The sequence below is a fragment of the Tepidiphilus thermophilus genome (assembly GCF_001418245.1).
In the GTDB taxonomy this organism is placed as follows: Bacteria; Pseudomonadota; Gammaproteobacteria; order Burkholderiales; family Rhodocyclaceae; genus Tepidiphilus; species Tepidiphilus succinatimandens.
Genome location: NZ_LIPU01000001.1, coordinates 54,700 through 80,477 on the forward strand (window position 1 = coordinate 54,700; position 25,778 = coordinate 80,477).

Below are 25,778 nucleotides of genomic sequence, written 5' to 3' on the forward strand. Positions count from 1 at the left end.
GGTGGCTTGCGGCAAGGCGGGCCGGCGCGTACCATTGCCGGCCGTTGCGTGCATGAAAAAGGGGAAGTTCATGGATTTTAGCCGGGAATTCCTGCGCCTGGCCTGTGAAAAAGGGGTGCTGCGCTTCGGGGAGTTCATCACCAAGGCGGGGCGCCGCTCGCCGTATTTCTTCAACTCGGGGCTCTTCGACGACGGAGCCTCGTTTCGCGCGCTGTGCGGTTTCTACGTCGAGGCGATCCTCGCGAGCGGCATCGCTTTCGACGGGCTCTTCGGGCCGGCCTACAAGGGCATTCCCTTGGTGACGGGGGTGGCGATCCGGCTCGCTGAGCGGGGGTTCGACAAGCCTTTCTCCTTCGATCGCAAGGAAGCCAAGGACCACGGCGAGGGCGGGCGGCTCATCGGCGCGCCGCTGCGCGGGCGCATCCTCATCGTCGACGACGTGATCTCGGCGGGCACTTCGGTGCGCGCCTCCATCGAACTCATCCGCGCTCACGGGGCGGAGCCGGCAGGCGTGGTGATCGCGCTCGATCGCATGGAGCGCGGCGAGGGCGAGGAGTCCGCCGCCCAGGAAGTGAGCCGGCGCTTCGGCATCCCCGTGATCGCCGTAGCCACGCTCGAGGACTTGCTTGCGCTGCTTGCCGACGATCCGCGGCTGCGCGAGCACCTACCGGCGGTGCGGGCGTATCGCGAGCGCTATGGCGTGCAGGGCGAGGCGGCGCGCCGCGCATGAGAAAGTCCTCCCGGCACGCCCATGCCAAGGTGGACGTGGTATCGATCGTCCTTATCGCATATCATATGCGGATCGAGCCGTGAGGGCCGGGGACGATGGGGCGGTGGATCGGGGGTGGGGTCTTGATGGGGGCGCTGGCGGCGGTCATGGCGTCGGCCACGGCGGGCGGCCCGACCGGGGTGGCATGCTGCGACGATGCCAACGGCCGGCGCGTGTGCGGCAACCCGTTGCCCGCCGAGTGTTATGGGCGCAAATACTGGCTGGTCGACGACAGCGGCATGATCCGCAAGGTGATCGATCCGGCGGCCGAGCGGGCGCAGCGTCAGGAGGCAAGCGGGGCCGGGGCGCTCTCGCCGCAGGAACAGGGCCTGCGCCGCAAGCAGGAGCGTCTGCTGCAGGCTTTTCCGACGTTGCAGGCGTTCGATGCCTGGCGCGACGCGCAGTTGGCCGACTACGACCGGCAGATCGCCCAGATCCGCGCCCTGCTCGCCGAGGGGACGGACCCCGATGCGCTCGTGCCGACCCTGCAGCGCCTCTTGGACGAGCGGCGCACGGCGGCGGAGCGCCTCGCTGCCGAGCGCCGTGAGCTCGAAGAAGCCTTGCGCGCACAGCAGCAGGGGCGATGATCCCGGCGCGGCCCGTCCCACAGACGGGCCGCGCCAAGCTCACAGGAGCACGCGCTCGATCCCGCCGCGGTTGGCGGCCTCGACGTAGCGCTCGAGCCACTCAGGGCCGAGCAGGTGCTTCGCCAGTTCCACCACCACGTAATCGGCATCCAGCCCTCCCGCGTCGTGCTCGAAGCGGCTCAGCCCCTGCAGGCAGCTGGGGCAGGAGGTGAGCACCTTCACCGGCGTGCCCGGCGCGGCGTCGGCGCGAAGCCGCGCGGCGTCCTTCTCCAGTTCTTCCTGCTTGCGGAAACGCACCTGCGTCGACACGTCCGGCCGCGTGACGGCGAGCGTTCCCGATTCGCCGCAGCAGCGGTCGTTGAGCACGACCTCGGTGCCCAGCAGTTTCTTCGTCACCTCGATGCCGGCGTACTGCTTCATCGGCGTGTGGCAGGGCTCGTGGTACATGTAGCGCACGCCGGGAATGCCATCGAGCGCGATGCCTTTCTCCATCAGGTATTCGTGGATGTCGAGCAGGCGGCAGCCAGGGAAGATCTGCTCGAAGTGGTAGTCGAGCAGCTGGTCCATGCAGGTGCCGCAGGAGACGACCACGGTCTTGATGTCGAGATAGTTGAGCGTGTTGGCCACGCGATGGAAGAGCACGCGGTTCTCGGTGGTGATGCGCTGCCCCTTGTCGTCGTTGCCGGCGGCCGTTTGCGGATAGCCGCAGCAGAGGTAGCCCGGCGGTAGCACCGTGGTGGCGCCCACGTGGTAGAGCATGGCCTGGGTGGCCAGACCCACCTGGCTGAAGAGGCGCTCGGAGCCGCAGCCGGGGAAGTAGAACACGGCTTCCGACTCGCCCGCCGGCACCTGCGGGTTGCGGATCACCGGGATCACCGTCTGGTCCTCGATGTCGAGGAGTTGCCGTGCCGTGCGCTTGGGCAGATTGCCCGGCATGGGCTTGTTCACGAAGTGGATCACCTGCTCGCGGATCGGCGGCTTGCCCACGGTGAGCGGCGGGCGGCGCGTCTGCTCCTGGATGAGCCCGAGGCGCTTGGCCCAATGATGCGCCAGGCGCTGCGCCTTGTAGCCCCACTCGACCATGGTCTTGCGCACGAGCTTGACCGTGGTCGGGTCCTTGATCGTGAGCAGCAGCATCGCCGCCTTCGTGCCCGGGTTGAAGGAATTCTTCCCCTGCTTGCGCAGCAGGTTCCTCATCTTGATCGAGACGTCGCCGAAGTCGATGTCCACCGGGCAGGGTTTCTCGCACTTGTGGCAGACGGTGCAGTGATCGCCGATGTCTTCGAACTCGGCCCAGTGCGCCAGCGACACGCCGCGGCGCGTCTGCTCCTCGTAGAGCAGCGCCTCGATGAGCTGCGAGGTGGAGAGGATCTTGTCGCGCGGGCTGTAGAGGAGATTGGCGCGCGGCACGTGCGTCGAGCACACGGGTTTGCATTTGCCGCAGCGCAGGCAGGATTTGATGTCGTCGGCGATCGCCCCGATCTCGGTCTGCTCCATGATGAGCGACTCGTGCCCGAGCAGGTTGAACGAGGGCGTGTAGGCGCGGGAGAGGTTGCCGCCAGGCATGAGCTTGCCGCGGTTGAACGCCCCCTTGGGGTCGATGCGGCGTTTGTAGTCCCAGAAGGGGCGAAGCTGCTCCTCGTCGAGATAGTCGATCTTGGTGATGCCGATGCCGTGCTCGCCGGAGATGACCCCGCCCAGCGACTTCGCCACCGCCATGATGCGGTCGACCACGCGGTTGGCGGTCTGCAGCATTTCATAGTCGTCGGAATTGACCGGGATGTTGGTATGCACGTTGCCGTCGCCGGCGTGCATGTGCAGCGCCACGAAGAGCCGACCGCGCTTGACCTGCTCGTGGAGCTCGAGGATGCGCTCGCGCGTGGGGCGGAAGACGTCGCCGTCGAAAATGCGCATGAGCCCCGGGCGCAGTTCGCGTTTCCAGGAGACGCGGATGGAGTAGTCCTGCAGGCGGTGGAAGAGCGTGAGCGCCTCGGCCTGGTTGGTGAGTTCGCCCGCTTCGATGCCGTATGCGGCGAAGTGCGGCTCGGCTTCGGCGAGCGGCAGGTCGAGGTGGTCGCGCAGCCAGCGCCAGCGCCGGCGCACCGCGTCGACGAGCTCGAGCGCGTGCTCGCGCTTCTCGCCGATGAGCGTCTCCGGCGGCAGGTCGGCGTCGCCCGGATCGAGCGGCAGCTTGGGTTCGCGCAGGAAGGCTTCGAGCCGGTCGCACAGGGCGAGCTTGTTGTCGAGCGACAGCTCGATGTTGATGCGCTCGACGGCGTCGCAGTACTCGCCCATCTTGGGCAGGGGAATGACGACGTCTTCGTTGATCTTGAAGGCGTTGGTATGCCGGGAAATGGCCGCGGTGCGGGAGCGTTCGAGCCAGAAGCGCTTGCGCTGCTCGGGGGTGACGGCGATGAAACCTTCGGCGTCGCGCTTGTTGCACATCCGCACCACGTCGGAGGCGGCGCGCATCACCGCCTCTTCGTCGTGGCCGACGATGTCGCCCACCAGCACCATCTTGGGCCGACCGCGGCGCTTGGCCTTGGTGGTATAGCCCACGGCCTTGACGTAGCGCTCGTCGAGGTGCTCGAGGCCGGCCAGTTGCACTCCGGCTGCGTGCCCTTCGCCGCCGGGCTTGAAGTAGTCGGTGATCTCGACGATGGCCGGCACCGCGTCGCGCACCTGGCCGAAGAATTCGAGGCAGACGGTGCGCGTGACCGGCGGCATCTTGTGCAGCACCCAGCGCGCGGCCACGATGAGGCCGTCGGTGCCTTCCTTCTGGATGCCGGGGATGCCGTGCAGGTATTTGTCGGTGACGTCCTTGCCCAGGCCCGGTTTGCGCATCGTCGCGCCCGGCGCGCTGATGATCTCCTCGCCCAAAGGCGCGTAGGTGAGCCCGTCGAAGCGGCGCAGGCGGAAGTAGACCGTCTCCTGCTCGTGGATCTTGCCGAGGTTGTGCTCGAGCCGCTCGACTTCGAGCCAGTTGCCGTCGGGCGTGACCATTTTCCACCACAGCAGGTTGTCGAGCGCCGTGCCCCACAGCACCGCCTTCTTGCCGCCGGCGTTCATGGCGATGTTGCCGCCGATGCAGCAGGCTTCGGCCGAGGTGGGGTCGACGGCGAAGACGCGCCCCGCGGCGGTCGCGGCATCGGCCACGCGCTGCGTGACGACGCCCGCGCCGGTGCGGATGGTGGGGTAGCGCTGCGGCAATGGCCCTTCGCGCCCGGGCAGATCCACCTCCTCGACCGGGCCGAGCGAGGTGAGCTTCTCCGTGTTGATGACGGCCGAGCGCGCATCGAGCGGCACGGCGCCGCCGGTGTAGCCGGTACCGCCGCCACGCGGGATGATGGTCAGCCCTAGCTCGATGCAGCCGCGCACCAGCGGAGCGATTTCCTCTTCGGTGTCCGGCGTGAGCACGACGAAGGGCAGCTCCACGCGCCAGTCGGTGGCGTCGGTGACGTGCGAGACGCGTGCGTGCCCGTCGAAGCGGATGTTGTCGCGGCGCGTGTGGCGCGACAGCACGCGCAGCACGTCCTTGCGCAGCCGTTCGGTTTCGCCGAAGGAGCGCTCGAAGGCGTCGATCGCGGCCGCCGTGAGCTCGACCAGACGCGCCACGCGCGCGGCGCGCTCGGGATCGGCGGCGGCGCTTGCCACGCGCCGTTTCTCCACCTCGTCGAGCCGGTGGCGCAGGGCTTCGACGAGTGCCTGGCGCCGCTTGCGGTTGGCGAGCAGATCGTCTTCGAGAAAGGGGTTGCGCCGCACCACCCAGATGTCGCCGAGAATCTCGAAGAGCATGCGGGCCGAGCGGCCGGTGACGCGCTCGGCGCGCAGGGCCTCCAGGATCGCCCAGGCTTCCTCGCCCAGCAGCCGGATCACGATCTCACGGTCGGACAAGGAGGTGTAGTTGTAGGGGATTTCGCGCAGACGCGGGTCCATCATCCTCTCCGGGCACGGTTCGAGGGGCAATTCTAGCGCATGTCCCGAAAGGCGTCGCCCACGACGGAAGTGTGGATCATTGAGAACGCTTTAAATCATGTGTTTTTTTGATAGTTTTTAACTATCATGACGTTTGCCAGGAACGATTGGATTTTGCCTGGAACCTGACCTAGAATGGTTCGCGTGGTGACCGGCAGCAGCGCCGGGCCTCCGCCGGTCGGCCGACCGGCGCCATGTGCAAACCCAGACAGGAGGAACCGTTATGAGCTTGATCAACACCCAAGTCGTTCCGTTCAAAGTGCAGGCTTATCACAACGGCAAGTTCGTCGAAGTGACCGACGCCGATCTGCGCGGCCATTGGTCGGTGTTCGTCTTCTATCCGGCCGACTTTACCTTCGTGTGCCCGACCGAACTCGAAGACCTCGCCGATCTGTACGACGAGTTCAAGAAGATCAACTGCGAGATCTATTCCGTGTCGACCGACACCCACTTCACGCACAAAGCCTGGGCCGAGGCGTCGCCCGCCATCAAGAAAGTGCGTTATCCCATGCTCGGCGACCCGGCGCAGAAACTGGCGCGCGCCTTCGACGTGTTGATCGAAGAAGAAGGCCTGGCGCTGCGCGGCACCTTCATCATCGACCCCAACGGCGTCATCAAGGGGATGGAGGTCAACGACAACAGCATCGGCCGCAATGCCGCCGAGCTGCTGCGCAAAGTGAAAGCTGCCAAGTACGTGGCCGAGCATCCGGGTGAAGTCTGCCCGGCCAAGTGGAACGAAGGCGCCGAGACGCTCAAGCCTTCCATCGATCTGGTCGGCAAGATCTGATCGCCTGGATTCCAACCGCGGTCACTCCCGGTTGGAGCCAGATTCCGGGCGCCGACCGTCCGCACGAGGCGGCGGCGCCTTTTCCTTGCATCACGGAGACGTCGGCCGAAAGAGGCCGAGGGGCTTTTTTCATCCGAAGTTTCGACGAAGGGGGGATTTACCATGGCATTGCTCGATCAAGAAACGAAGAACGCCTTGACGCAATATCTGACCCGGCTCGCCGGGCCGATCGAGCTCGTCACGGCGCTCGACGACAGCGAGCGCGGTCGGCAGCTGGCCGAGCTGGTGCAGGAGATCGTCGCTGCCGGCGGCGGCAAGGTGACGGTGCGCGAAGCGGTGGGTGAGGAAGTCGCCGGCGGTCGGCGCCCGGCGTTCGCGGTGACGCGCCCCGGCGAAGCCCCGCGGGTGCATTTCGCCGGCTTGCCGCTGGGGCACGAGTTCGCCTCGCTCATTCTCGCGCTGCTGCAGGTGAGCGGCTACCCGCCCAAGCTCGAGCCGGAGGTGATCGAGCAGGTCAAGAGCCTGGAGTCGCCGCTCTCTTTCGAAGTGTACGTGTCGCTGTCGTGCCACAACTGCCCGGAGGTGGTGCAGTCGGTCAACACCATGGCCGCCTTGAATCCGAAGGTGCAGGCGGTGATGATCGACGGGGCGAGCTTCCCCGCCGAGGTCGAGGCCAAGCAGATCATGGCCGTGCCCACCGTCTATCTCAACGGCGAGCTCTTCGGCCAAGGACGCATGGAGCTGCCGGAGATCCTCGCCAAGGTCGACACGCAGGCCGAAGCGCGCGAGCGGGCGCGGCTCTCCCAGAAAGGCGAGTTCGACATCCTCATCGTCGGCGGTGGACCGGCCGGGGCCGCAGCGGCGATCTACGCCGCGCGCAAAGGATTGCGCACCGGGATCGTGGCCGAGCGCTTCGGCGGTCAGGTGATGGACACGCTCGCCATCGAGAACTTCATCTCGGTGAAGGAGACCGAGGGGCCCAAGCTCGTCGCGGGGCTCGAAGAGCACGTCAAGGCCTATGATGTAGATATTATGAATCATCAGCGCGCGGTACGCCTTGACGTTCCCGCCGAGCCGGGCAAGACGGCGAAGGTGGCGCTCGCCAACGGCGCCGAGCTCGGGGCCAAGGCGGTGATCCTCGCCACCGGCGCGCGCTGGCGGGAGCTGGGCGTGCCCGGCGAGCAGGAATACCGCGGCCGGGGAGTGGCCTACTGCCCGCACTGCGACGGGCCGCTCTTCAAAGGCAAGAAAGTGGCGGTGATCGGCGGAGGCAATTCCGGCGTGGAGGCGGCGATCGATCTGGCCGGCATCGTCGAGCACGTCACGCTCATCGAATTCGCCGATGCCCTGCGCGCCGATGCGGTGCTGCAGCGCAAGCTCAGGAGCCTGCCCAACGTGACCATCGTCACCAACGCCCAGACCATGGAAATTCTTGGCGATGGGAGCAAGGTGAACGCCCTGCGCTACCGCGACCGTGCAACGGGCGAAGAGCATACGGTGGAATTGGCCGGCGTGTTCGTGCAGATCGGCCTGGTGCCCAACACCGACTGGCTCGAAGGGGCGGTGGCGCGCAACCGCTTCGGCGAAATCGAGATCGACGCGCGCTGCACGACTTCCGCTCCGGGGGTGTTCGCGGCTGGCGACTGCACCACGGTGCCCTACAAGCAGATCGTCATCGCCATGGGCGAGGGGGCCAAGGCGGCGCTGTCGGCGTTCGATTATCTGATTCGGCTCGCCCCGGCGCAGTCGTAAGGAGCAAGCCCGATTTTTGGTTCGCCTCCCGTCCTTCCCGGCGGGAGGCTGTTGCGTCTACAGCAGCACTTGGGTGCCGAGCTCGACGACGCGGTTGGGCGGAATCTTGAAGAAGGCGGTGACGCTGCCGGCGTTGCGATGCAGGGCGACGAAGATCCGCTTGCGCCACTGCCGCATCTCGGGACTGGGGCGGGGAATGACCGTTTCGCGACCCAGAAACCACGAAGTGGCGAGCGGCTCGCACTCCAACCCTCTGGGGGCGGCGCCGACGAGCGCGGCTGGCAGATCGGGCTCGTCCATGAAACCATAGCGCACGATCACCTGCCAGAAGTTCTCCGGCAGCTCCCGGATTTCCAGCCGTTCCTCAGGTGGCACGTAGGGAACGTCCTCGAAGTGCACGCTGGCCACCACTACGCGCTCGTGCAGGATCTTGTTGTGCATGAGGTTGTGCAGCAAGGCGTGCGGCACGCGGTCGGGGTGGGCGTTGAGAAAGACCGCCGTGCCCGGCACGCGCAGCGGCATGCCGCCGCGCAGCGACTCGATGAAGCCGACAAGGCTCATGCGTCCGCCCTCGAGCCGCTCGATGAGCAGTTCCCGCCCCTGCTTCCAGGTGAGCATCACCACGAAGACCACCAGCCCCACGCACAGCGGGAACCAGCCGCCATCGGGAATCTTCAGCACGTTGGCGGTGAGGAAGGTCAATTCCACCGCGAGGAAGCAGGCGAAGAGCGCCACGGCGCGGGCCCAGCCCCAGCCCCAGACGCGGGCGGCCACCACGGTGGCCAAAAGCGAGGTGATCACCATGTCACCGGTCACCGCCAGGCCGTAGGCCGCCGCGAGGTTGTTCGAGGAGCGGAACCCGAGCACCAGCAGCATCACCGCGGCCATCAGCGCCCAGTTGAGCACGGGTATGTAGATTTGCCCCTGCTCGCGCTCCGAGGTGTGGCGTACTTCCATGCGCGGCAGGAACCCCAGCTGGATCGCTTGCCGGGTGATGGAGAAGGCGCCCGAGATGACGGACTGGGAGGCGATGACGGTCGCCAGCGTCGCCAGGCCCAGCATGGGGTAGAGCGCCCATTCGGGGGCCATGAAATAGAAGGGGTTCTGCATTGCGGAAGGGTCGCGCAGCAGCAGCGCACCTTGGCCGAAGTAGTTGAGCACCAGCGCGGGCAAGACCAGCAGGAACCAGCTGCGCCGGATGGGCTTGCGTCCGAAGTGCCCCATGTCGGCGTAGAGCGCCTCCGCCCCGGTGATCGCCAGCACGACGTTGCCCATCGCCACCAGGGCCATCGCGTGATGGTGCACGAGAAAGGAGATTGCGTACGCCGGGCTGAGGGCGGCGAGCACTTCCGGCGCATCGAGGATCTGGTTGAGGCCAAGGAGCGCCAGCACCACGAACCAGACCAACATCACCGGCCCGAAGGCATGCCCGACGAGCGTCGTGCCGTGGTGCTGCAGGTAGAACAGGATGAGGAGCACCGTCAGCGACACCGGCAGCACCACGTGATGCAGCGCCGGTGCGGCGATCTGCAGCCCTTCCACGGCCGAGAGCACCGAGATGGCCGGCGTGACCATGCCGTCGCCGTAGAACATGGCCGCGCCCAGGATGCCGACGCCGAGTACGACCGCCTGCGAGCGGCTGCCGGGGCGCGTGTCGCGCAGCGCGAGCGCGATGAGCGCCATGATGCCGCCCTCGCCGCGGTTGTCGGCGCGCATGATGAAAATAACGTATTTTACGGCGACGATGATGATGAGCGCCCAGAAGAAGAGCGAGAGGCTGCCGAGCACGTTGGCCCGCTCCAGGGCGATGGGATGGTTGCCGGCGAAGACTTCCTTCATCGCATAGAGCGGGCTCGTGCCGATGTCGCCGTAGACGACCCCCAGCGCTCCCAGGCACAAGAGCGCCAGTTCCTTGCCGCGGGCTTCACTCGACGGTCGATGTTCCATGGCTTTTCCTCGTTTTTTTGCGGCGCAGCCCCTGGCGCGCCGGGAGATCTTTGCCAATCTTAGGTCATCGGCGGGGGTTTGGGAACGACATAGGGCGATTCTGGAATTTTCCCTGATTCCGTCGATAGGCAGGAACGATTGGCCGCGGGGCAGTCCTCTTCTATGATGAAGTCGATGGCGCGGCGCGAAGGCGCTGCACCTTCATGAGTTCCGCAGCCCGTGGTGTGCCTGTTTTCAAACCGTCAGACCGCGTGGTTCGGCCATTCGACCCTGCAAGGAGAACGCGCCATGAGCGAGCAGAAGTGCCCCTATCATCTCACCACCACGGCCGGTGCGCCGGTGGCCGACAACCAGAATTCGCTCACCGTCGGGCCACGCGGCCCCACGCTGCTGCAAGACTACGTCCTGCTCGAAAAGCTCGCGCACCAGAACCGTGAGCGCATCCCCGAGCGCGTGGTGCACGCCAAGGGCTGGGGCGCGTTCGGCACGCTCACCATCACCGGTGACATCCGCAAGTATTCCCGTGCCAAGGTATTTTCCCAGATCGGGGCGAAAATCCCCATGCTGGCGCGCTTCTCCACGGTGGCCGGCGAGATGGGCGCGGCCGATGCCGAGCGCGACGTGCGCGGCTTCGCGCTCAAGTTCTACACCGAAGAAGGCAACTGGGATCTCGTGGGCAACAACACGCCGGTCTTCTTCATCCGCGACGCCTACAAGTTCCCCGATTTCATCCACACGCAGAAGCGCCATCCGCGCACCAACCTGCGCTCGCCCACGGCGATGTGGGACTTCTGGTCGCTCTCGCCCGAGAGCCTGCACCAGCTCACCATCCTCTTCTCCGATCGGGGCATCCCGCGCTCGCCCATGCACATGAACGGCTATGGCAGCCACACCTACAGCTTCTGGAACGAGGCCGGTGAGCGCTTCTGGGTGAAGTTCCATTTCAAGACGCGGCAGGGGCACGAGACGCTCACCGACGAAGAGGCCGAAGCGATCATCGGCAAGACGCGGGAGAGCTACCAGGAGGCGCTCTTCGGCGCGATCGAGCGCGGCGAATACCCTCGCTGGACGATGTACGTGCAGGTGATGAGCGAGAAAGAGGCCGACGCCTGGAGCGAGCGCACCGGCTGGAATCCGTTCGATCTCACCAAGGTTTGGCCGCATCGCGACGCCCCGCTCATCGAAGTGGGCGTGATGGAACTCGATCGCAACCCGGACAACTACTTTGCCGAGATCGAGCAGGCGGCCTTCTCGCCCTCGAACGTGGTGCCGGGCATCGGATTCTCGCCCGACAAGATGCTGCAGGCGCGCATCTTCTCCTACGCCGACGCCCACCGCTACCGCCTGGGGACGCACTACGAGGCGCTGCCGGTCAACCGCCCGCGCTGTCCGGTGCACCATTACCACAAGGACGGGTCGATGCGCTTCTTCGACAACTTCCACGAAAACCCGGACGCCTACTATGAGCCCAACTCCTTCGGTGGTCCGGTCGAGCGGCCCGAGGTCAAGGAGCCGCCCCTGTCGGCCATCGGCATGATCGACCGCTACAGCCATCGCGACGGCAACGACGACTTCTCGCAGCCGCGCGCGCTGTGGGCGCTCTTCGACGAGGCGCACAAGGAGCGACTCTATGGCAACCTCGCGCGTTCGATGAAAGGAGTGCCGGATTTCATCGTCGAGCGCCAGCTCGCCCTCTTTGCCCAGATCGATCCAGCCTACGCCGAAGGTGTGCGTCGCGCGCTCGATCGTCTATGATGAAACGAGGCGGGGCCGAAGGGCTCCGCCTTCCGTTCCATCCTGGAGGGGTATATGCCGACACTACAACAGCAAGGCTTGGTCGAAGAACGGCCGAGGCCGGCGAGGAGACCGGCGCACGGCGCCGACCGGCTGCGGGCCCTGGTGCAGTCCTGGCTCGACGAGGCCGACGTGAAACTGGACGGCGATCGGCCGTGGGATTTCCAGATCAAACACCCCAAGGTGCTCGAACGCGTGCTTGCCGAGGGCAGTCTCGGCTTGGGCGAGGCCTACATGGACGGCTGGTGGGAGTGCGAGCGGCTCGACGAGTTCTTCGCCCGGGTGCTGCGCGCGCGGCTCGACGAGCGGGTGAAAAATCCTTCGCTCGTGTGGCGGGCGCTGAAAGCGCGGCTCATCAACCTGCAATCCGTGCGCCGCGCCTGGCACGTGGGCGAGGTGCACTACGACCTGGGCAGCGACTTCTTCGAAGCGATGCTCGATCCTTACATGGCCTATTCCTGCGGCTACTGGGCGAACGCCAAGACGCTGGAAGAGGCGCAGGTGGCCAAGCTCGACCTCATCTGCCGCAAGCTGGGGCTGGAACCGGGGATGCGGCTGCTCGACATCGGCTGCGGCTGGGGCAGCCTCATGCGCTACGCCGCCGAGCACTACGGCGTCGAGTGCGTGGGGCTGACGATCTCCAAGGACCAGGCCGCCTGGGGGCAGAAGCGCTGCACGGGGCTGCCGGTGCGTTTCATCCTGGCCGACTACCGCACCTTCAACGTCGATGGCAAGGAGCGGTTCGACCGCATCGCCTCGGTGGGGATGTTCGAACACGTGGGGGTGCGCAACTACAAGGCGTATTTTGCCATGGCGCGCCGCAGCCTGCGCGACGACGGGCTCTTCCTGCTGCACACCATCGGCAAGAACCGCCGCGGTGGGGGCACCGATCCGTGGATCGAGAAATACATCTTCCCCAACGGGGAGCTGCCCTCGATCGGCGAAGTGGCGGATGCGAGCGAGCACTGGTTCGTGATGGAAGACCTGCACAACTTCGGCGCCGACTACGACAAGACCCTGATGGCCTGGTACGAGCGCTTCGAAGCCGCCTGGCCGCGCTTTCGCGAGCGCTACGGCGAGCGCTTCTACCGCATGTGGCGCTACTACCTGCTTGCCTGCGCCGGCACGTTCCGCGCGCGTACCAACCAGCTGTGGCAGTTCGTGTTTTCGCCGGATGGCGTGCCCGGAGGCTACCGGCGTCTCAGCTGAGGCCGCCGGCTTCCATCGCCTTGAGCGTGCGCGACACGGTCTCGATGCGCAGCCCCGTGATCGCGGCGATGTCGCGCAGGCGCAGGCGCAGCGGCTCGGCTCCGACCGACTGGGCAAGCTCGAAGAGGCGGGCGATGCGCTCGGGCGCCTTGCCCGCGCGCAGGCGCAGCACCTCGCCCATGCGGTGCTCGAAGCGGGCATAGAGCAGGGCCGCCGGTTCCTTGGCGGCCACTTGGCTCCAGCCTTCGAGCAGCACCGGCGTGACGGCGGTGGCGGTGTAGCCATAGCGGCCGAACATCAGCGCTTCCGCCCCGATCAGGTCGCCGCCCCAGGCGATGCCGACGAAATGCTCCTCGCCGGGCTCCTCGCCGAAGGGGACCGGCAGGTCGAGCCGCACGATCCCCTCCACGACCCGCCAGGCCGGGCCGCTCTCTCCTGCCACGACCAGCGCCTGGCCGCGTTTGCCCAGACGCCGCTCGGTGAGAGGCGTTTCACATGCCATGGCTGGATTTCTGGCCGTGATCGCGTTTGAGCGGACGCGCCGGCGCTTCCACGGCAACCTCGAATTCCTTGCCCTGCGCGTCGGTGAAGATGAGGGTGAGCGGCACTTTCTGGCCGACTTCCACGGGCTTGGGCAGGTCAATGAGCATCACGTGGTAGCCGCCGGGCTTGAGCTCCATCGTCTTGCCGGCTTCGAGCGGCAGACCGCCGGGGATGGCGCGCATCTTCATGACGTCGCCGTCCATCACCATTTCATGGATCTCCACCACGGGAGCGACCGGCGTCTTGCCGCCGGTGAGCTTGACCGGCGCGTCGGCGGTGAGCTTCATGAAGGCGGCCGTGGCTTTCTGCCCCGCTACCGTGGCCTGGACCCAGGGGTCTTCGACCTTGACCGTCTGCGCCCAGGCGGGCAGCGCGAAGGCGCCGAACATCAGCGCGAGACCGAGAGAACGGCGGGTTTGGGTGGTCGGCATCATCGACTCCTTGCGTGGGAAAAGCGGGCGATCAACGTCCTGGAGCAGCGGGCGCTTCGGCGAGCAGCCGCCGAACGTCGGCGGCGAATGCTTCGGCCGGAAGCGCATGGGGTACGGCCAGTCGAAGCTTGCCGTCGGCATTATAGACGAAAGTGGTGGCGGTGTGATCCATCGTGTAGGAGCTGCCGGTGGGTACCTTGCGGTAATAGACGCGGAATTCCTTGGCCGTGCGGGCCACCTCTTCCGGGCTTCCTACCAGGCCGACGAACGAAGGATCGAAGGCGTCGAGATAGGCTCGAACGACCTCGGGTGTATCCCGCTCGGGGTCCACCGTGACGAAGACGATGCGAAAGCGTTTCCCCTCTTCGCCCAGCAGCCGCTTCACCTCCACCGCGCGCGACAGGGCCGTGGGGCACACGTCAGGGCATTGCAGGAAACCGAAGTAGACGCCCACCACTTCGCCGCGGAAGTCGGCGAGCGTGCGCACGCGCCCTTCCGTGTCGGGCAGGCGCAGCTCGCGGCCGAAGCTGGCTTCGCGGATCTCGGTGGCGTGAAAGGCGGGCGGCGATGAGACCTTCTCGCAGGCCGACAGCAGCAGCGCGGCGGGAAGCAGCATGAGCGCAAAGGTACGGTGCAAATCCGGGCATGTCATCGTGTCTCGACCTTTGTGCGGCACATCTGCCGATGAGGCAATCTTAGGCGTGCGCAACCGAGTTGACAATGCGTGCGCGCAGGGAGTTTGCGCGACGTCAAAACCGCCCCCGGGAAAATTGACAATCCTCAATTGAGCCGCAGGAAACGAAACGTTACGATGACGCCGCCCGTCGTCGCCTGCGTCGGCGACCCCTTTTCGTCTCTCCCGAAAGGAGCCGCGTACCATGACCGTCTCTCCCGTTTCTTCGTCTCCGCCGCGGCGCAGCCCCTTGCCGCTCGCCCTGGCGCTCGCGTTTGCCGGTATGCCTGCCGCCTGGGCACAAAGCGAAGCGGTGCCGCCAGGCGGCGCGGTGCTCGCGCCGGTGATCGTCTTGGATACGAAGGAACAGGCCGCCCCGCCGGCTACGACGCTCGGCCCGCAGGAACTCGCCCCGCTGCGCGCCGCCACTGCCGACACGGCAAGCCTCTTGCGCAAGGTACCGGGCGTGACGCTCTACGGCGCGGGCGGCGCTTCCAGCCTTCCGGCCATCCATGGCCTGGCCGACGACCGGCTGCGCCTGCAGGTCGACGGCATGGATCTGCTCTCGGCCTGCCCCAATCACATGAACCCGGCCTTCTCCTATCTCGACCCGAGCCAGGTCGAGACCATCCAGGTGTGGACCGGGGTCACGCCGGTGAGCGTGGGGGGCGATGCGATCGGCGGGGCGATCGTGGTCGAGACGCCAAAACCGCGCTTCGCCGCGCCCGGTCAGGGCACGCTCGTCAGCGGCGAGGCCGGCACCTATTACCGCAGCAATGGCGATGGCTTCGGAGTGCACGGCTCCGCCACGCTTGCCGGCGAGCAGGTGAGCGTGCGCTATCTCGGGGCGTACGCCAAGGCGAACGACTACACCGCGGGCGGAGACTTCAAAGATTTCACCGCCACCGGACGCGCTGGCCATACGCTGGATCGCGACGAAGTCGGCTCCACCAGCTATGAGCTGAGCAATCACCTCGTCGGCTTCGCGCTCAAGAGCGGCGCGCATCTCCTCGATGCCTCGGTCGCCGTGCAAAACGTGGCCGACCAGCTCTATCCCAACCAGCGCATGGACATGCTGGACAACGATTCCACCCTCTTCAACTTGCGCTATCTCGGCCAGTTCGACTGGGGCTCGCTCGATGCCCGGGCCTATCACCAGAGCGTCGATCACTTCATGGATTTCGGCGAAGACAAGCGCTACTGGTACGGAACGGCCTCGGGTGGCCCGACGGCGCCAAACGGCAAGCCCTGCTCGCCGATCGGATCGAGCTGCGCCGCCGGCATGCCGATGAACACCGAGAGCAGGACCACGGGGGCGAAACTCACCGCCAACATCGCCCTGAGCGAGCGCGACGTGCTGCGCCTGGGCGGCGAGTACCAGCACTACACGCTGGACGACTGGTGGCCGCCTTCTGGCGCCAACATGTGGCCCGGCACCTTCTGGAACATCAAGAACGGCGAGCGCGACCGCGCCGGTCTCTTCGGCGAGTGGGAGACGAAATTGAGCGACCGCTGGATGGCGCTCGCCGGCGTGCGCTACGAGCACGTCACCACCGATGCCGATCCGGTGCAGGGCTATGCCGACACGAACGGCATGGGAACGATGCTGAACTATCAGAAAAGGGACGCGGCCGCCTTCAACGCGCGCGAGCGCAAGCGCACCGACGACAACCTCGACTTCACCGCGCTCACGCGCTACACCCTGGACGAGATGCGCGAATTCGAGCTCGGCTTTGCGCGCAAGGTTCGCTCGCCCAGCCTCTACGAGCGCTATCCGTGGTCGACCTGGACGATGGCGGCGGTGATGAACAACTTCGTCGGCGACGGCAACGGCTACATCGGCAACCCCGACCTCGAACCGGAGAAAGCCTATACGCTGTCGGCCACGATCGACTGGCACGCCGCCGACCGCCAATGGGGCCTGCGCTTCACGCCCTATCTCACCTACGTCGATGACTACATCGACGCGCTGCAGTGGGATGCGGCGAAGAACGCCCCGGCGGCCAGGCTCACGCGCAACCAGTTCGTCGTCTTACGTTACGAGAACCAGTCGGCGCGCCTCTACGGGTTCGACCTCTCGGGCAAGGCGCCGCTTGCGCGCACCGGCCTGGGCGCCTTCGGCTTCGAGGGGGTGCTGAGCTACACCAAAGGCGAGAACCGCGACACCGACGACGACCTCTACAACATCGTGCCTTGGCGCGCCACGCTCACCCTCACGCACCAGCTCGCCGGCTGGAACAATGCCGTGGACTGGGAACTGAGTGCGCGCAAGGACGACGTGTCGGATGCGCGCAACGAGATCGAGACGCCGGGCTACGGCCTCGTGCACCTGCGTGCGAGTCACGATTGGAAAGACGTGCGGCTCGACCTTGGCGTGGAGAACCTCTTCGACAAGCTCTACTACCTGCCCACCGGCGGAGCCTACGTCGGCCAGGGCACGACGATGAGCATCAACGCCGTACCCTGGGGCATCGCCGTGCCGGGCATGGGGCGATCGGTCTACGCCGCGATCAACGTCAAGTTCTGAGCGGCGAGGGAGCAAAGAAATGCACGGGGGCGGCACCGACGGCCTCGTCGAGCGCCGCTTCCGCTCCCCCGGCTCCCGCGGCGAGCGAGGCGAAATCGAAGAGCGCGCGGTCGAGCAGGTGCGAGGGCACGGCGTGGCCGAGCGCGGTGAAGATGGAGGCGATGCGGCGCGGATCCTCCCGTTCCCAGGCACGCAGCATGGCTTTCACCTGCTGGCGCTGGGCGTTTTCCTGTGAGCCGCACAGCGAGCAGGGGATGATGGGGAAATTCATGCCGCGGGCGTAGCGCGCCAGATCCTCTTCCGCACAGTAGGCGAGCGGCCGGATCACCACCAGGTCGCCCTCGTCGTTGCGCAGTTTGGGCGGCATCGCCTTCAGACGCCCGCCGAAGAAGAGGTTGAGGAAGAACGTCTCGAGGATGTCGTCGCGGTGGTGCCCCAACGCCACCTTGTTCGCCCCCAGCTCGCGCGCCGTGCGGTAGATGATGCCGCGGCGCAGGCGCGAGCACAGCGAGCAGGTGGTCTTCCCTTCGGGGATCTTCTCCTTGACGATGGAGTAGGTGTCCTCGCGTACGATGCGGTACTCCACCCCCACCTGAGCGAAATGGCGCGGCAGCACGTCCTCGGGAAAACCCGGCTGGCGCTGGTCGAGGTTCATCGCGATCAGCCGGAAGCGTACCGGTGCGCGCGCCTGGAGCTTTTGCAGCAGCGCGAGCAGCCCGAGCGAATCCTTGCCGCCGGAGACGCACACCAGCACCGTGTCGCCTTCCTCGATCATGCCGAAGTCGCCGATCGCCTGGCCCACCTGGCGCAGCAGGCGCTTTTCCAGCTTGAGCAGTTTTTGCGAGGGAGAATCGGAGGGTTCGGGGATCATCGGCAAGGGGGGCGAAAAACGACAGGGCTTGCGAGGATAGCACGAGCCGGGGCCCGCTTCAGCGCCCGACTTCCCACCCGGCCACCGGCCCGGGCACCACGCGCATCAGCGGATGCGGCGAGCAGCGCCTGCGCGAGGTTCAGGCCGGGATTTCGACGAATTCGCCGTAGGAGCGAGGAGCGGGAATTTCTTTCCCTTCTTCCTTGAGCCCTTCGAGGTGGAATTCGATGGCTTCTTGGATGAGGCGGCGCACTTCTTCTTCTGTGTCAGCAACGGCAATGCAGCCTGGCAGATCGGGAACGTAGGCGCCGTATCCCTGGGGGCTGCGTTCGATGATGACCATGTAGCGCATCTCATTCTCCTAGGGTGAGGCCGGCTTGTTTGAGCGCACTGGCAAGCGTCCCGGGAGGGATGTCGGCGCTTGGCTTGCCGGCGACGGTAACCGTACCCGGCTTGGTCGGGTGGCGAAACTGGCGGTGACTACCTTTTTGCCGTACCTGAATCCAGCCGTCGCGTTCGAGCAGCGAGATGAATTCTTTGACTTTCATGTCGGGCATTGTATCCCAGCGATACGGGCAGGTGTCTTCGTGGGGCAGCCGCATCCCATCTCCGTAAGGCCGAGAGGCGCCTGGCAATCGGTGTCGACGGAGACGGCAAGGGCACGGTCGACCCTTGCCTTGTTTCGAGTATTCCACTCGAAACCGCGCGGACGCACCTGTGCCTTCTTGCGAGCGCATGGCGAGAGGTTCAGCGCCCGACTTCCCACTCGGCCACCGGCCCGGGCACCACGCGCATCAGCGGATGCGGCAGCGGTGCCGTGCCGGAGAGCCGCGCCGCCCGCGCTGGGTCGCGTTGCTCCAGCTTGCGCAGTAGATGGGCGAATTCGTGGGCGAGTTGTCCCTCGCTGACTTCGATGGGCGTGACGTCCTCGCGGGGCGGAAGTTTCGCGCGATCGAAGCGGTAGCTGCGCGCTTCGGCTTCGTCGGCCACCGCGTGCAGATAGGCGGCGATCGCCGTGAGCGGCATCGGATGCGCGCGGAAGCGCACGAGCTGCGGATGGTGGCGGTAGCCGCGCGTGGCCCCGGCGAGCACCGCCTGGGCGAGCAGCCCCTCGCGCCACAGGGCGACGAGCCCTTTGGCATCGAGCAGCGCGGGGTGGAGTGACCAGAGTCGCACCGAAAGGCCATGGCTCGATTCATCGAGCAGGCGAATGGAAAAGAAAGGCAGGCATGTATTGGCTCCCCGAGCAGGGCTCGAACCTGCGACCCACGGATTAACAGTCCGTTGCTCTACCGACTGAGCTATCGGGGAAGAGAGGCTCGAATTATAGCGGACGGCCCATCCGTGTCAAGACGATCGGGCGTAGTCGGCTTATGTCCGAATCGTCATGAGCTTCGAGCGGCGGGTTGTAGGGCGACAGTGCGGCGCAGGGTATCATGCGTCCATCGCTTGATCGAGGAGAGAGACGATGGCCAACTGGTTTGCCGATAACCCTGCCTCCATCGGGCGCACGCCGCTCGTGCGCTTGAATCGCCTCACTGCCGGGGCCAAGGCGACGGTACTCGCCAAGATCGAGGCGCGCAATCCTGCTTTTTCGGTGAAGTGCCGCATCGGGGCGTCCATGGTGGCCGATGCCGAGCGCCGCGGCCTGCTCGGTCCGGGCAAGGAGCTCATCGAGCCGACGAGCGGCAACACGGGGATCGCGCTCGCATTCGTGGCTGCGGCCAAGGGGATTCCCCTCACGCTCACCATGCCCGAGACGATGAGCCTGGAGCGCCGGAAGCTTTTGGCCGTCTTCGGGGCGAAGCTCGTGCTCACCGAAGGGGCCAAGGGGATGAAGGGCGCGATCGAGCGGGCCGAGGCGATCGCCGCTTCCGACCCTCGGCGCTACGTGATGCTGCAGCAGTTCCGCAATCCGGCCAATCCGGCCATCCACGAGCAGACCACGGGGCCGGAGATCTGGCACGATACCGACGGACAGGTGGATGTCTTCGTCGCTGGCGTGGGCACTGGCGGGACCATCACCGGCGTGAGCCGTTACCTCAAAAAAACCCGCGGCAAGCCCGTCGTGTCGGTGGCGGTGGAACCTGCGGGTAGCCCGGTGCTCACGCAGACGCGCGAAGGGCTACCGGTCAAGCCCGGGCCGCACAAGATTCAGGGCATCGGCGCGGGGTTCGTGCCGGAGGTGCTCGATCTGTCGCTCATCGACTTGATCGAGCAGGTGGGCGACGAGGAGGCGATGGAGACCGCCCGGCGGCTTGCCCGTGAGGAGGGAATCCTTGCCGGGATTTCGAGCGGCGCGGCGGTGGCGGCGGCGCTCCGCCTTGCCAAACGCGAGGAATACGCCGGAAAGACGATCGTCGTCATTCTGCCCGATTCGGGCGAACGCTACCTGAGCACGGCGCTTTTCGAAGGCATGTTCGACGCCTCCGGCCTGCCGGTTCGATGAAGCGCGAAAGGAAAGGGCAGTGCTGAGCTATCGTCATGGTTTCCACGCCGGCAACCATGCCGACGTGCTCAAGCACTGGGTGCTGGCCGAGGTGCTGGCCTACTTCAACGAAAAGCCTGCGCCCTGGACCTACGTCGACACCCATGCCGGTGCCGGCCTCTATCGACTGGGGGCTGGGGTAGGTGGTGCCCAGGCGAGCCACGAATTCCGTGAAGGGATCGCGCGCCTGTGGGCGGCGCGCGCCAAGGCGCCGGCGGTGTTTTCCGCGTATCTGGAGGCCGTGGCGGCGTTCAATCCCGCTGGGCGCCTGGAGCTCTATCCCGGGTCGCCGGCGATCGCGCGGCAGTTTGCCCGCAGTGGCGCCCGCGGCAAGGGGGGCGATCGGCTGGTGTGTTTCGAGCGCCATCCGCGCGATTTCGCCGCGCTCGAGCGGCTCTTTGCCGGAGACGCGCAGGTGCGCTGCCTGTCGAGCGACGGTTTTGCCGGCGCACTGCAGGTGCTGCCGCCGCCCTCGCGCCGCGGCGTGATCCTCATCGATCCGCCCTATGAAGTGCGCGGCGACTACGTGCGGCTCATCCCGGCCGTGCGGGCGATGCTGGAAAAGTTTCCGCAGGCGACGGTGCTCGTGTGGTACCCGCGCCTGCGTCGGGTGGAGGCGGAGGAGCTGCGCCGGCGTCTGGTGAACCTCGCGCCGGAGGATCATCTGCGGGTGGAGCTGCAGGTGGCGCCGCCCCCCGTGGGCGGCCGCGGCATGACGGCGAGCGGCCTGGTGGTGCTGCATCCGCCCTATGTGTTGGCACAGCGGCTGCAGGAAGGCTTGCCCTGGCTCGCCGGACAGCTGGAGGAAGCGCCGGGGCAGGACGGGTGGGTGCTGGAGGCGAAGATCGCCTGAGCCTCAGTCCTTGCCGGGACGGATGGGGTCGGAGAAGACCAGCGTGCCGTCCTTGCGCATCATGAGGTTGTCGCGGCTAAGCAGATCAGGAATCACGCGATAGGTTTCGGCGAAGCGCGCCAGCGTCTCTACTGCCTGTTTCATGCCGGCATCGAACGGCGGCGGCTTGAGCTCGGTGAGCTGCTGCAGCGCGATGCGGCCCATCATCTGACCCAGCTGCTGCCACTGCTGGCACAGATCCCACCAGGCGTGGATCAGCCGACGGGCGGCGTCGGCGGCGGGGCTGGTCTCGGGGATGGGATAGAGCTTTTCCACCTCGAAGAGGTGCATGGGAAAGCCATTGCTGGCACGTCCGATGATGCCGTGGTAGGCGTAGACGGTGGGGAAATGCGGTCCCTGGGGGCGGTCGTCGGCAGCGTAGAGCAGGTATTCGTCCGGATGGGTGATGATCTTATAGACGCGCTCGCCGTCTCCCTTGTCGAGCACGATGCTGTAGCGTCCCCGTGCGATCTCGGGTTTTCCCTCGAGCAGCGGGTGTTGGGGCACCGGGTCGGGGATTTTGTCGGTCATGGTCTCGCTCCCTCTGGGGTATGTTCAATGATAGCGTAAATCCGGCGCGGCGAAGGGAAGCACGCTCCGGCGAGGTGCCAGTGCGATAATCCCTCTTTGCCTTTCATTGAAATGCTTCGATGCAAGAAGATTCGTTCGGGGGGACGGCGCGGCGTGGGGGCCGGCAATGGCGGCCGTCGCTGGCGGCGTGGGCCTTGGCGCTCGCGGTCCATGCGCTCGCCTTCGGCCTGCTGGCGGCGGGACTCTCGTCCGCCTGGCCGCCGCGCGAGCCGCCGCCTTTTGCCGTGACCTTGATCGGGCCGGTGGAGGAGGCGCCGGATTCGGCCGCTGCGGGCGAGGCGGGAGGGGGGGAGGGTGGGTTCGCGGCACCTGTGTCCGAGCCGCCGGCCGAGGTTTCGCCGCACGCGCCCCCCTCTCGGCCCTCGATGCCCGCTCCTATTCGGACGACGGCTGCGCCGCGAGCCGTGGCGGTGAAGCCGGTGCACATGCCCTTGCCCGAGAAGCGGATCCCCCCTGCGGAAGCGCTACCCGAGGTCAAAGCGGCCGTGCCGGCCAGCGAGGAGGGAAATGCTCCATCGCAGGGGGCCTCGCAGGAAGCGGGCGAGGGGCGCGGCGGTGCTGAGCCTGCCGTTGCGACGGGCGAAGGGGCGGGCGCGGGCGGACGCGGGAACGGGGCGTCCGGGCCGTCTTCCGGAAAGGAGGGAGAAGGGGGCGGGGGTGCTGGTTCCAAGGGCGGGGCGCCCTGGTCCGAGCGGCTGCGCGCCTGGCTCGAGGCGCACAAGGTCTATCCGCCGAAGGCGCGGCGCCTGGGCGTGGAGGGGACTGTGTGGGTGCGGCTTTCCTGCTCGGGAGGGAAGGCGGTCGTGCAGCTCGAGCAATCCTCTGGCGCGCCATGGCTCGACGAGGCGGCGCTCGCGCTCGTGCGCGAGGGACTCGCGGCGCTGGAGGGGGACGCGGCCGTGTGCACCCAGGGGGGATTCACAGTGCCGATCGGCTATCGGCTGGTCGGCTGAGGCACGTCGTCTTCGACGAGCTGCGCCGCCTCGTGCGCGGCGATCATGGCGGCGCGCGAGGCGGGGGTTTCGAGGGTAAGGGGGCCGAGCTTGCCCTCGCGAAAATCCTGCAGGAGGACGTTGGCGGCCTTTTCCCGGTCGAGCTCGCCGCCCTTGCGTCGGCAGCCGCGCCGCTCGCCGATGGCCTCGACGATCTCGTCGCCGTTCATCCCCGTGGGATCGAAGCGATAGCGGGCGGTGAGTCGATCGGCGTAGCCTTGGGCGAGCAGGGTCTCGGCGAGAAAGGCCGCGACTTCCTCTTCGGCCACGGCGTTGCGCCCGATGGCGTGGCAGGCGGCGAGCAGATAACCATCGGCGTCGAATTCGATCTTGGGCCACATCAGGCCGGGGGTATCGGTGATGCTGCGCAGCCCCGGAAGATCGTAGCGTTGCACGCTCTTCGTCACGGCCGGCTCGTCCCCGACCTTGGCGGCCTTGCGCCCAAGGAGGGCGTTGAGGAGCGTGGATTTGCCGACGTTGGGGATGCCGGCGATCATCAGCCGCAGCGGTTTGGTCGGCTCGCTGCGGTGCGGCGCGAGTCGCTCGCAGGCGGGCAGGATACGGCGTACGTCGGCCGGATTCTTGGCGCAGACGGCGAGCGCGCGCACGCCCTCCTCGCGCTCGAAGGCGGCGATCCATTCGGCGGTACGGGCCGGATCGGCGAGGTCGGCCTTGTTGAGCAGCTTCAGGCAGGGGCGCTGCCGGCTGCGGCGCAGCGTCTCGAGCAGGGGGTTGCGGCTCGCCGCGGGAATGCGCGCGTCGAGCACTTCGATGAGCACGTCGACGTCGGCAAGCGTCTCTTCGAGCTTGCGCCGCGCCGCGTGCATGTGGCCGGGAAACCATTGTATGGGCATGGGGCGATCATACTATGGAGCGTCGCGAATGACCTACGGTGCGGCCGTATGGCGGCGTTGCGCGGTGCTCGGATGCCCGCCTATCTTGGTGCGATGGTTCTGCGAGCTACCCTACGCATGAGGGCGTTGACGAATGAAAGCATTGTCACTAGCATTTATTTTATTCAAACGTTTGTTGGAGTTTTGTATGAATACCTTGCGCCGCTGGATGCTCATCTTGTGCGGTTTGTCGTGCTTTGGGTCGTTGGCTTGGGGCGGAGAGGGGCAGGGGGAATTCGCACCAACCCTCGAACGTGAAGGACAGGTGCTCGTGCGCAACGGTTCGGGGGTGCGTACGAGACTCGTCTTCGACGTCTATGCCATCGCTTTGTATCTGCCGCAGCGGGCGGAAACGGCCGAGGCGGCATTGTCGTCTCCACCGCCGCGGGTGATTGCGATTCGCTTGCTGCGACGCTTGGACGGACGCACCTTTGTCGAAGCGCTGTGGGAGGGACTCGAGAAGAATCATGCGCCGGATGCGCTCGCCCCGTTTCGTGATCCTTTGGCCAGACTCAGGGCGGCGATGGCAGCGGCAGGCGAGATGAAAGCAGGGACCGCCGTGGAAATCACCGAGAACCTTCATGGAGAAACTTCCATTCTCGTCGATGGACAGGCGTTGATGGAGCCGGTGCGTGAGCCGGGTTTCTTCCCGGTGCTGCTGGCGATCTGGCTGGGTCCTTCGCCTGCGCAGGAGTCCCTGAAGGGGGCTTTGGTCGGTCGGTGATTTCGTTCGTGACGCTCAGGCGGACGCGCTCGGCCGTGCCCGTACCGTTTCGTACCAGCGTCGAGCGTTGATGTGCGTTTCTGGCAGCGTGAGCTTGATCCAGCCGGCGAAGTCCACCGTGACGAAGGCGGTGATGTCGGCCACTGAAAAGAAATCGCCCGCCAGAAAAGTCGAGTGCGCGAGCCGTTCTTCCAGGACGTCGAAAAAGCGTTTCGTGCGGCGCTGTCCGCGTTCGACGAGGGCGGGGATCTGCTCGTAGTCATCGTGCCCGGGCAGTGCGCGGTTCTTGAAAGCCGGTGCGGAATTGCGCAATGCGTCGGCGACGGCGAGCAGTCCCTCGAACTCGGCGCGCCGACTCCACATTTCGACCAGGGCCTGCTCGAGCGGGGTCTTGCCGAAGAGCGGCGGGTCGGGTTGCAGCGCCTCGAAATAGCGGCAGATGGCGATCGATTCGCTGATGCCGGTGCCGTCGTCGAGCACGAGGTAGGGGACCACGCACTGCGGGTTGATTCGGCGGAACGCTTCGCTGAGTTGCGCACCCTGGCGTAGATCTACGGCTTCGGTCGGCACTTCGATGCCTTTCTCCGCGAGAAAGATGCGAACGCGTCGGGGGTTCGGCGCGGGCGGATAGTCATAGAGTTTCATCGTCGTCTCCTCATGCTTTCGAGCAGAAGATGATCGCACACTCCCGGGTCTCGTGAAAAACCACTACGAGCGGGGTCGGTTGCGAAGCCCTCCGATCGGGGGGCGTTCGAGCACCGCACGACGCCGTCCTGTAGCCGTGTCGGCGATCGCTCGGGCGCCCATAGGCTGCTTCGCCGGTCTTATAATGCTCTTTTCGGTAAAGTCTGAGGCGCGCGATGGGCGAAGTGTGGCGGCCGCACGTGACGGTGGCGGCGGTGATCGAGCGCGAGGGGCGCTTTTTGTTCGTCGAGGAAGAGACGGAGTTCGGTGTGCGCCTGAACCAGCCGGCGGGGCATTGGGAGCCGGGGGAATCGCTCGTCGACGCGGTGGTGCGCGAGACGCTGGAGGAGTCGCGTCTGCGCTTCGCACCCAATGCGGTAGTGGGGGTCTATCACTGGACACGGCCCGATGGGGCGCTCACTTACCTGCGTTTCGCCTTTTCCGGCAAGGTGACGGGCGAGGAGCCCGATCGCGCGCTCGATGAGGGGATTCTGCGCACGCTGTGGCTTCTGCCCGAGGAGGTGGAGGCGGCGGGGCGCGAAGGGCGCCTGCGCAGCCCCATGGTGCTTGCCTGTGTGCGCGACTGGCGCGAGGGGCGGCGTTACAGTCTGGATTTGATCCGCTATCTGGCGGGCTGAGGAGCCGTGAG

Annotated in this window: 24 protein-coding genes and 1 tRNA gene; 12 read left to right on the top strand and 13 right to left on the bottom strand. The window is 66.4% G+C overall.

Going from position 1 to position 25,778, the window contains the following annotated elements; all coding sequences use genetic code 11:
• Positions 1-70: 70 nt before the first annotated feature.
• Positions 71-730 (top strand): orotate phosphoribosyltransferase, encoded by a 660-nt coding sequence (gene pyrE, locus ASC37_RS00265; RefSeq protein WP_055422456.1) that lies wholly within the window; start codon positions 71-73, stop codon positions 728-730.
• A gap of 95 nt (positions 731-825) precedes the next feature.
• On the top strand, positions 826-1,356 hold the full coding sequence (locus ASC37_RS00270; protein WP_141054708.1) for a hypothetical protein: 531 nt from the start codon (positions 826-828) through the stop codon (positions 1,354-1,356).
• A 39-nt stretch (positions 1,357-1,395) separates the two neighbouring features.
• On the opposite strand, the gene ASC37_RS00275 is transcribed toward ASC37_RS00270, so the two are convergent.
• Complete coding sequence (locus ASC37_RS00275) at positions 1,396-5,292, bottom strand: DUF3683 domain-containing protein (RefSeq protein ID WP_055422458.1); 3,897 nt, start codon at positions 5,290-5,292, stop codon at positions 1,396-1,398.
• Between the two features lie 262 nt (positions 5,293-5,554).
• Here ASC37_RS00275 and ahpC point away from each other — a divergent pair, with 262 nt between their 5' ends.
• Together ahpC and ahpF are read left to right on the top strand one after the other, a co-directional pair.
• Positions 5,555-6,118 carry an alkyl hydroperoxide reductase subunit C gene (gene ahpC / locus ASC37_RS00280; RefSeq protein ID WP_055422459.1) on the top strand — a complete coding sequence of 188 codons (564 nt, stop codon included), beginning with the start codon at positions 5,555-5,557 and terminating at the stop codon, positions 6,116-6,118.
• Positions 6,119-6,286: 168 nt separating this feature from the next.
• Complete coding sequence (gene ahpF, locus ASC37_RS00285; protein ID WP_055422717.1) at positions 6,287-7,870, top strand: alkyl hydroperoxide reductase subunit F; 1,584 nt, start codon at positions 6,287-6,289, stop codon at positions 7,868-7,870.
• Between the two features lie 57 nt (positions 7,871-7,927).
• Here the strand turns inward: ahpF and ASC37_RS00290 are convergent, their stop codons facing one another.
• Complete coding sequence (locus ASC37_RS00290; RefSeq protein WP_055422460.1) at positions 7,928-9,817, bottom strand: potassium transporter Kup; 1,890 nt, start codon at positions 9,815-9,817, stop codon at positions 7,928-7,930.
• Positions 9,818-10,105: 288 nt separating this feature from the next.
• Here ASC37_RS00290 and ASC37_RS00295 point away from each other — a divergent pair, with 288 nt between their 5' ends.
• Both ASC37_RS00295 and cfa read left to right on the top strand, forming a co-directional pair.
• A complete protein-coding gene (locus ASC37_RS00295; protein ID WP_055422461.1) occupies positions 10,106-11,572 on the top strand; it encodes a catalase in 1,467 nt (488 codons plus the stop codon).
• 54 nt (positions 11,573-11,626) lie between these two features.
• Complete coding sequence (cfa, locus tag ASC37_RS00300; protein WP_072247868.1) at positions 11,627-12,820, top strand: cyclopropane fatty acyl phospholipid synthase; 1,194 nt, start codon at positions 11,627-11,629, stop codon at positions 12,818-12,820.
• On the opposite strand, the gene ASC37_RS00305 is transcribed toward cfa, so the two are convergent.
• The 3 genes from ASC37_RS00305 to ASC37_RS00315 are packed head-to-tail and all read right to left on the bottom strand — an operon-like array spanning position 12,813 to position 14,446.
• Complete coding sequence (locus ASC37_RS00305) at positions 12,813-13,322, bottom strand: Crp/Fnr family transcriptional regulator (protein WP_055422462.1); 510 nt, start codon at positions 13,320-13,322, stop codon at positions 12,813-12,815. The genes cfa and ASC37_RS00305 overlap by 8 nt on opposite strands.
• The gene (locus ASC37_RS00310) at positions 13,312-13,794 is read right to left on the bottom strand and encodes a copper chaperone PCu(A)C (RefSeq protein WP_055422463.1); all 483 of its coding nucleotides are present in this window, start codon (positions 13,792-13,794) and stop codon (positions 13,312-13,314) included. The genes ASC37_RS00305 and ASC37_RS00310 overlap by 11 nt, the downstream gene beginning before the upstream one ends.
• A gap of 31 nt (positions 13,795-13,825) precedes the next feature.
• A complete protein-coding gene (locus ASC37_RS00315; RefSeq protein WP_055422464.1) occupies positions 13,826-14,446 on the bottom strand; it encodes an SCO family protein in 621 nt (206 codons plus the stop codon).
• 226 nt (positions 14,447-14,672) lie between these two features.
• On the opposite strand from ASC37_RS00315, the gene ASC37_RS00320 reads away from it, so the two are divergent.
• Positions 14,673-16,994: a TonB-dependent receptor gene (locus ASC37_RS00320; RefSeq protein WP_055422465.1), complete on the top strand. Its 2,322-nt coding sequence runs from the start codon at positions 14,673-14,675 to the stop codon at positions 16,992-16,994.
• On the opposite strand, the gene ttcA is transcribed toward ASC37_RS00320, so the two are convergent.
• The 5 genes from ttcA to ASC37_RS00345 form a co-directional block, all read right to left on the bottom strand.
• Positions 16,984-17,865: a tRNA 2-thiocytidine(32) synthetase TtcA gene (gene ttcA, locus ASC37_RS00325; RefSeq protein ID WP_082438314.1), complete on the bottom strand. Its 882-nt coding sequence runs from the start codon at positions 17,863-17,865 to the stop codon at positions 16,984-16,986. The two genes, ASC37_RS00320 and ttcA, sit on opposite strands and share 11 nt — an antisense overlap.
• A gap of 139 nt (positions 17,866-18,004) precedes the next feature.
• Positions 18,005-18,217 (bottom strand): type II toxin-antitoxin system HicB family antitoxin, encoded by a 213-nt coding sequence (locus ASC37_RS00330; RefSeq protein ID WP_055422466.1) that lies wholly within the window; start codon positions 18,215-18,217, stop codon positions 18,005-18,007.
• 1 nt (position 18,218) lies between these two features.
• Entirely contained in the window at positions 18,219-18,413 is a 195-nt protein-coding gene (locus ASC37_RS00335) for a type II toxin-antitoxin system HicA family toxin (protein WP_055422719.1), read from the bottom strand.
• A 199-nt stretch (positions 18,414-18,612) separates the two neighbouring features.
• Positions 18,613-19,041, bottom strand: a complete 429-nt coding sequence (locus ASC37_RS00340; RefSeq protein ID WP_055422467.1) for a pyrimidine dimer DNA glycosylase/endonuclease V — start codon at positions 19,039-19,041, stop codon at positions 18,613-18,615.
• Between the two features lie 59 nt (positions 19,042-19,100).
• Positions 19,101-19,176: transfer RNA gene (locus ASC37_RS00345), tRNA-Asn, on the bottom strand.
• Between the two features lie 157 nt (positions 19,177-19,333).
• Between ASC37_RS00345 and cysK the strand changes: the two genes are divergently transcribed.
• Positions 19,334-20,314, top strand: coding sequence for a cysteine synthase A (gene cysK, locus ASC37_RS00350; RefSeq protein ID WP_055422468.1), 981 nt, complete (start codon positions 19,334-19,336; stop codon positions 20,312-20,314).
• Positions 20,315-20,333: 19 nt separating this feature from the next.
• Positions 20,334-21,206, top strand: coding sequence for a 23S rRNA (adenine(2030)-N(6))-methyltransferase RlmJ (locus ASC37_RS00355; RefSeq protein WP_055422469.1), 873 nt, complete (start codon positions 20,334-20,336; stop codon positions 21,204-21,206).
• 3 nt (positions 21,207-21,209) lie between these two features.
• On the opposite strand, the gene ASC37_RS00360 is transcribed toward ASC37_RS00355, so the two are convergent.
• Positions 21,210-21,776 carry a hypothetical protein gene (locus tag ASC37_RS00360; protein WP_055422470.1) on the bottom strand — a complete coding sequence of 189 codons (567 nt, stop codon included), beginning with the start codon at positions 21,774-21,776 and terminating at the stop codon, positions 21,210-21,212.
• Positions 21,777-21,895: 119 nt separating this feature from the next.
• On the opposite strand from ASC37_RS00360, the gene ASC37_RS00365 reads away from it, so the two are divergent.
• A complete protein-coding gene (locus tag ASC37_RS00365) occupies positions 21,896-22,789 on the top strand; it encodes a TonB family protein (protein WP_055422471.1) in 894 nt (297 codons plus the stop codon).
• Here ASC37_RS00365 and ylqF read toward each other — a convergent pair.
• Positions 22,771-23,682, bottom strand: coding sequence for a ribosome biogenesis GTPase YlqF (gene ylqF, locus ASC37_RS00370; RefSeq protein ID WP_055422472.1), 912 nt, complete (start codon positions 23,680-23,682; stop codon positions 22,771-22,773). The two genes, ASC37_RS00365 and ylqF, sit on opposite strands and share 19 nt — an antisense overlap.
• A gap of 133 nt (positions 23,683-23,815) precedes the next feature.
• Here ylqF and ASC37_RS00375 point away from each other — a divergent pair, with 133 nt between their 5' ends.
• Positions 23,816-24,445, top strand: a complete 630-nt coding sequence (locus ASC37_RS00375) for a chalcone isomerase family protein (protein ID WP_082438315.1) — start codon at positions 23,816-23,818, stop codon at positions 24,443-24,445.
• A gap of 15 nt (positions 24,446-24,460) precedes the next feature.
• Here the strand turns inward: ASC37_RS00375 and ASC37_RS00380 are convergent, their stop codons facing one another.
• Positions 24,461-25,090, bottom strand: a complete 630-nt coding sequence (locus ASC37_RS00380; RefSeq protein WP_055422474.1) for a glutathione S-transferase family protein — start codon at positions 25,088-25,090, stop codon at positions 24,461-24,463.
• Between the two features lie 215 nt (positions 25,091-25,305).
• Between ASC37_RS00380 and ASC37_RS00385 the strand changes: the two genes are divergently transcribed.
• The gene (locus ASC37_RS00385) at positions 25,306-25,767 is read left to right on the top strand and encodes an NUDIX hydrolase (protein WP_055422475.1); all 462 of its coding nucleotides are present in this window, start codon (positions 25,306-25,308) and stop codon (positions 25,765-25,767) included.
• Positions 25,768-25,778: the final 11 nt, after the last annotated feature.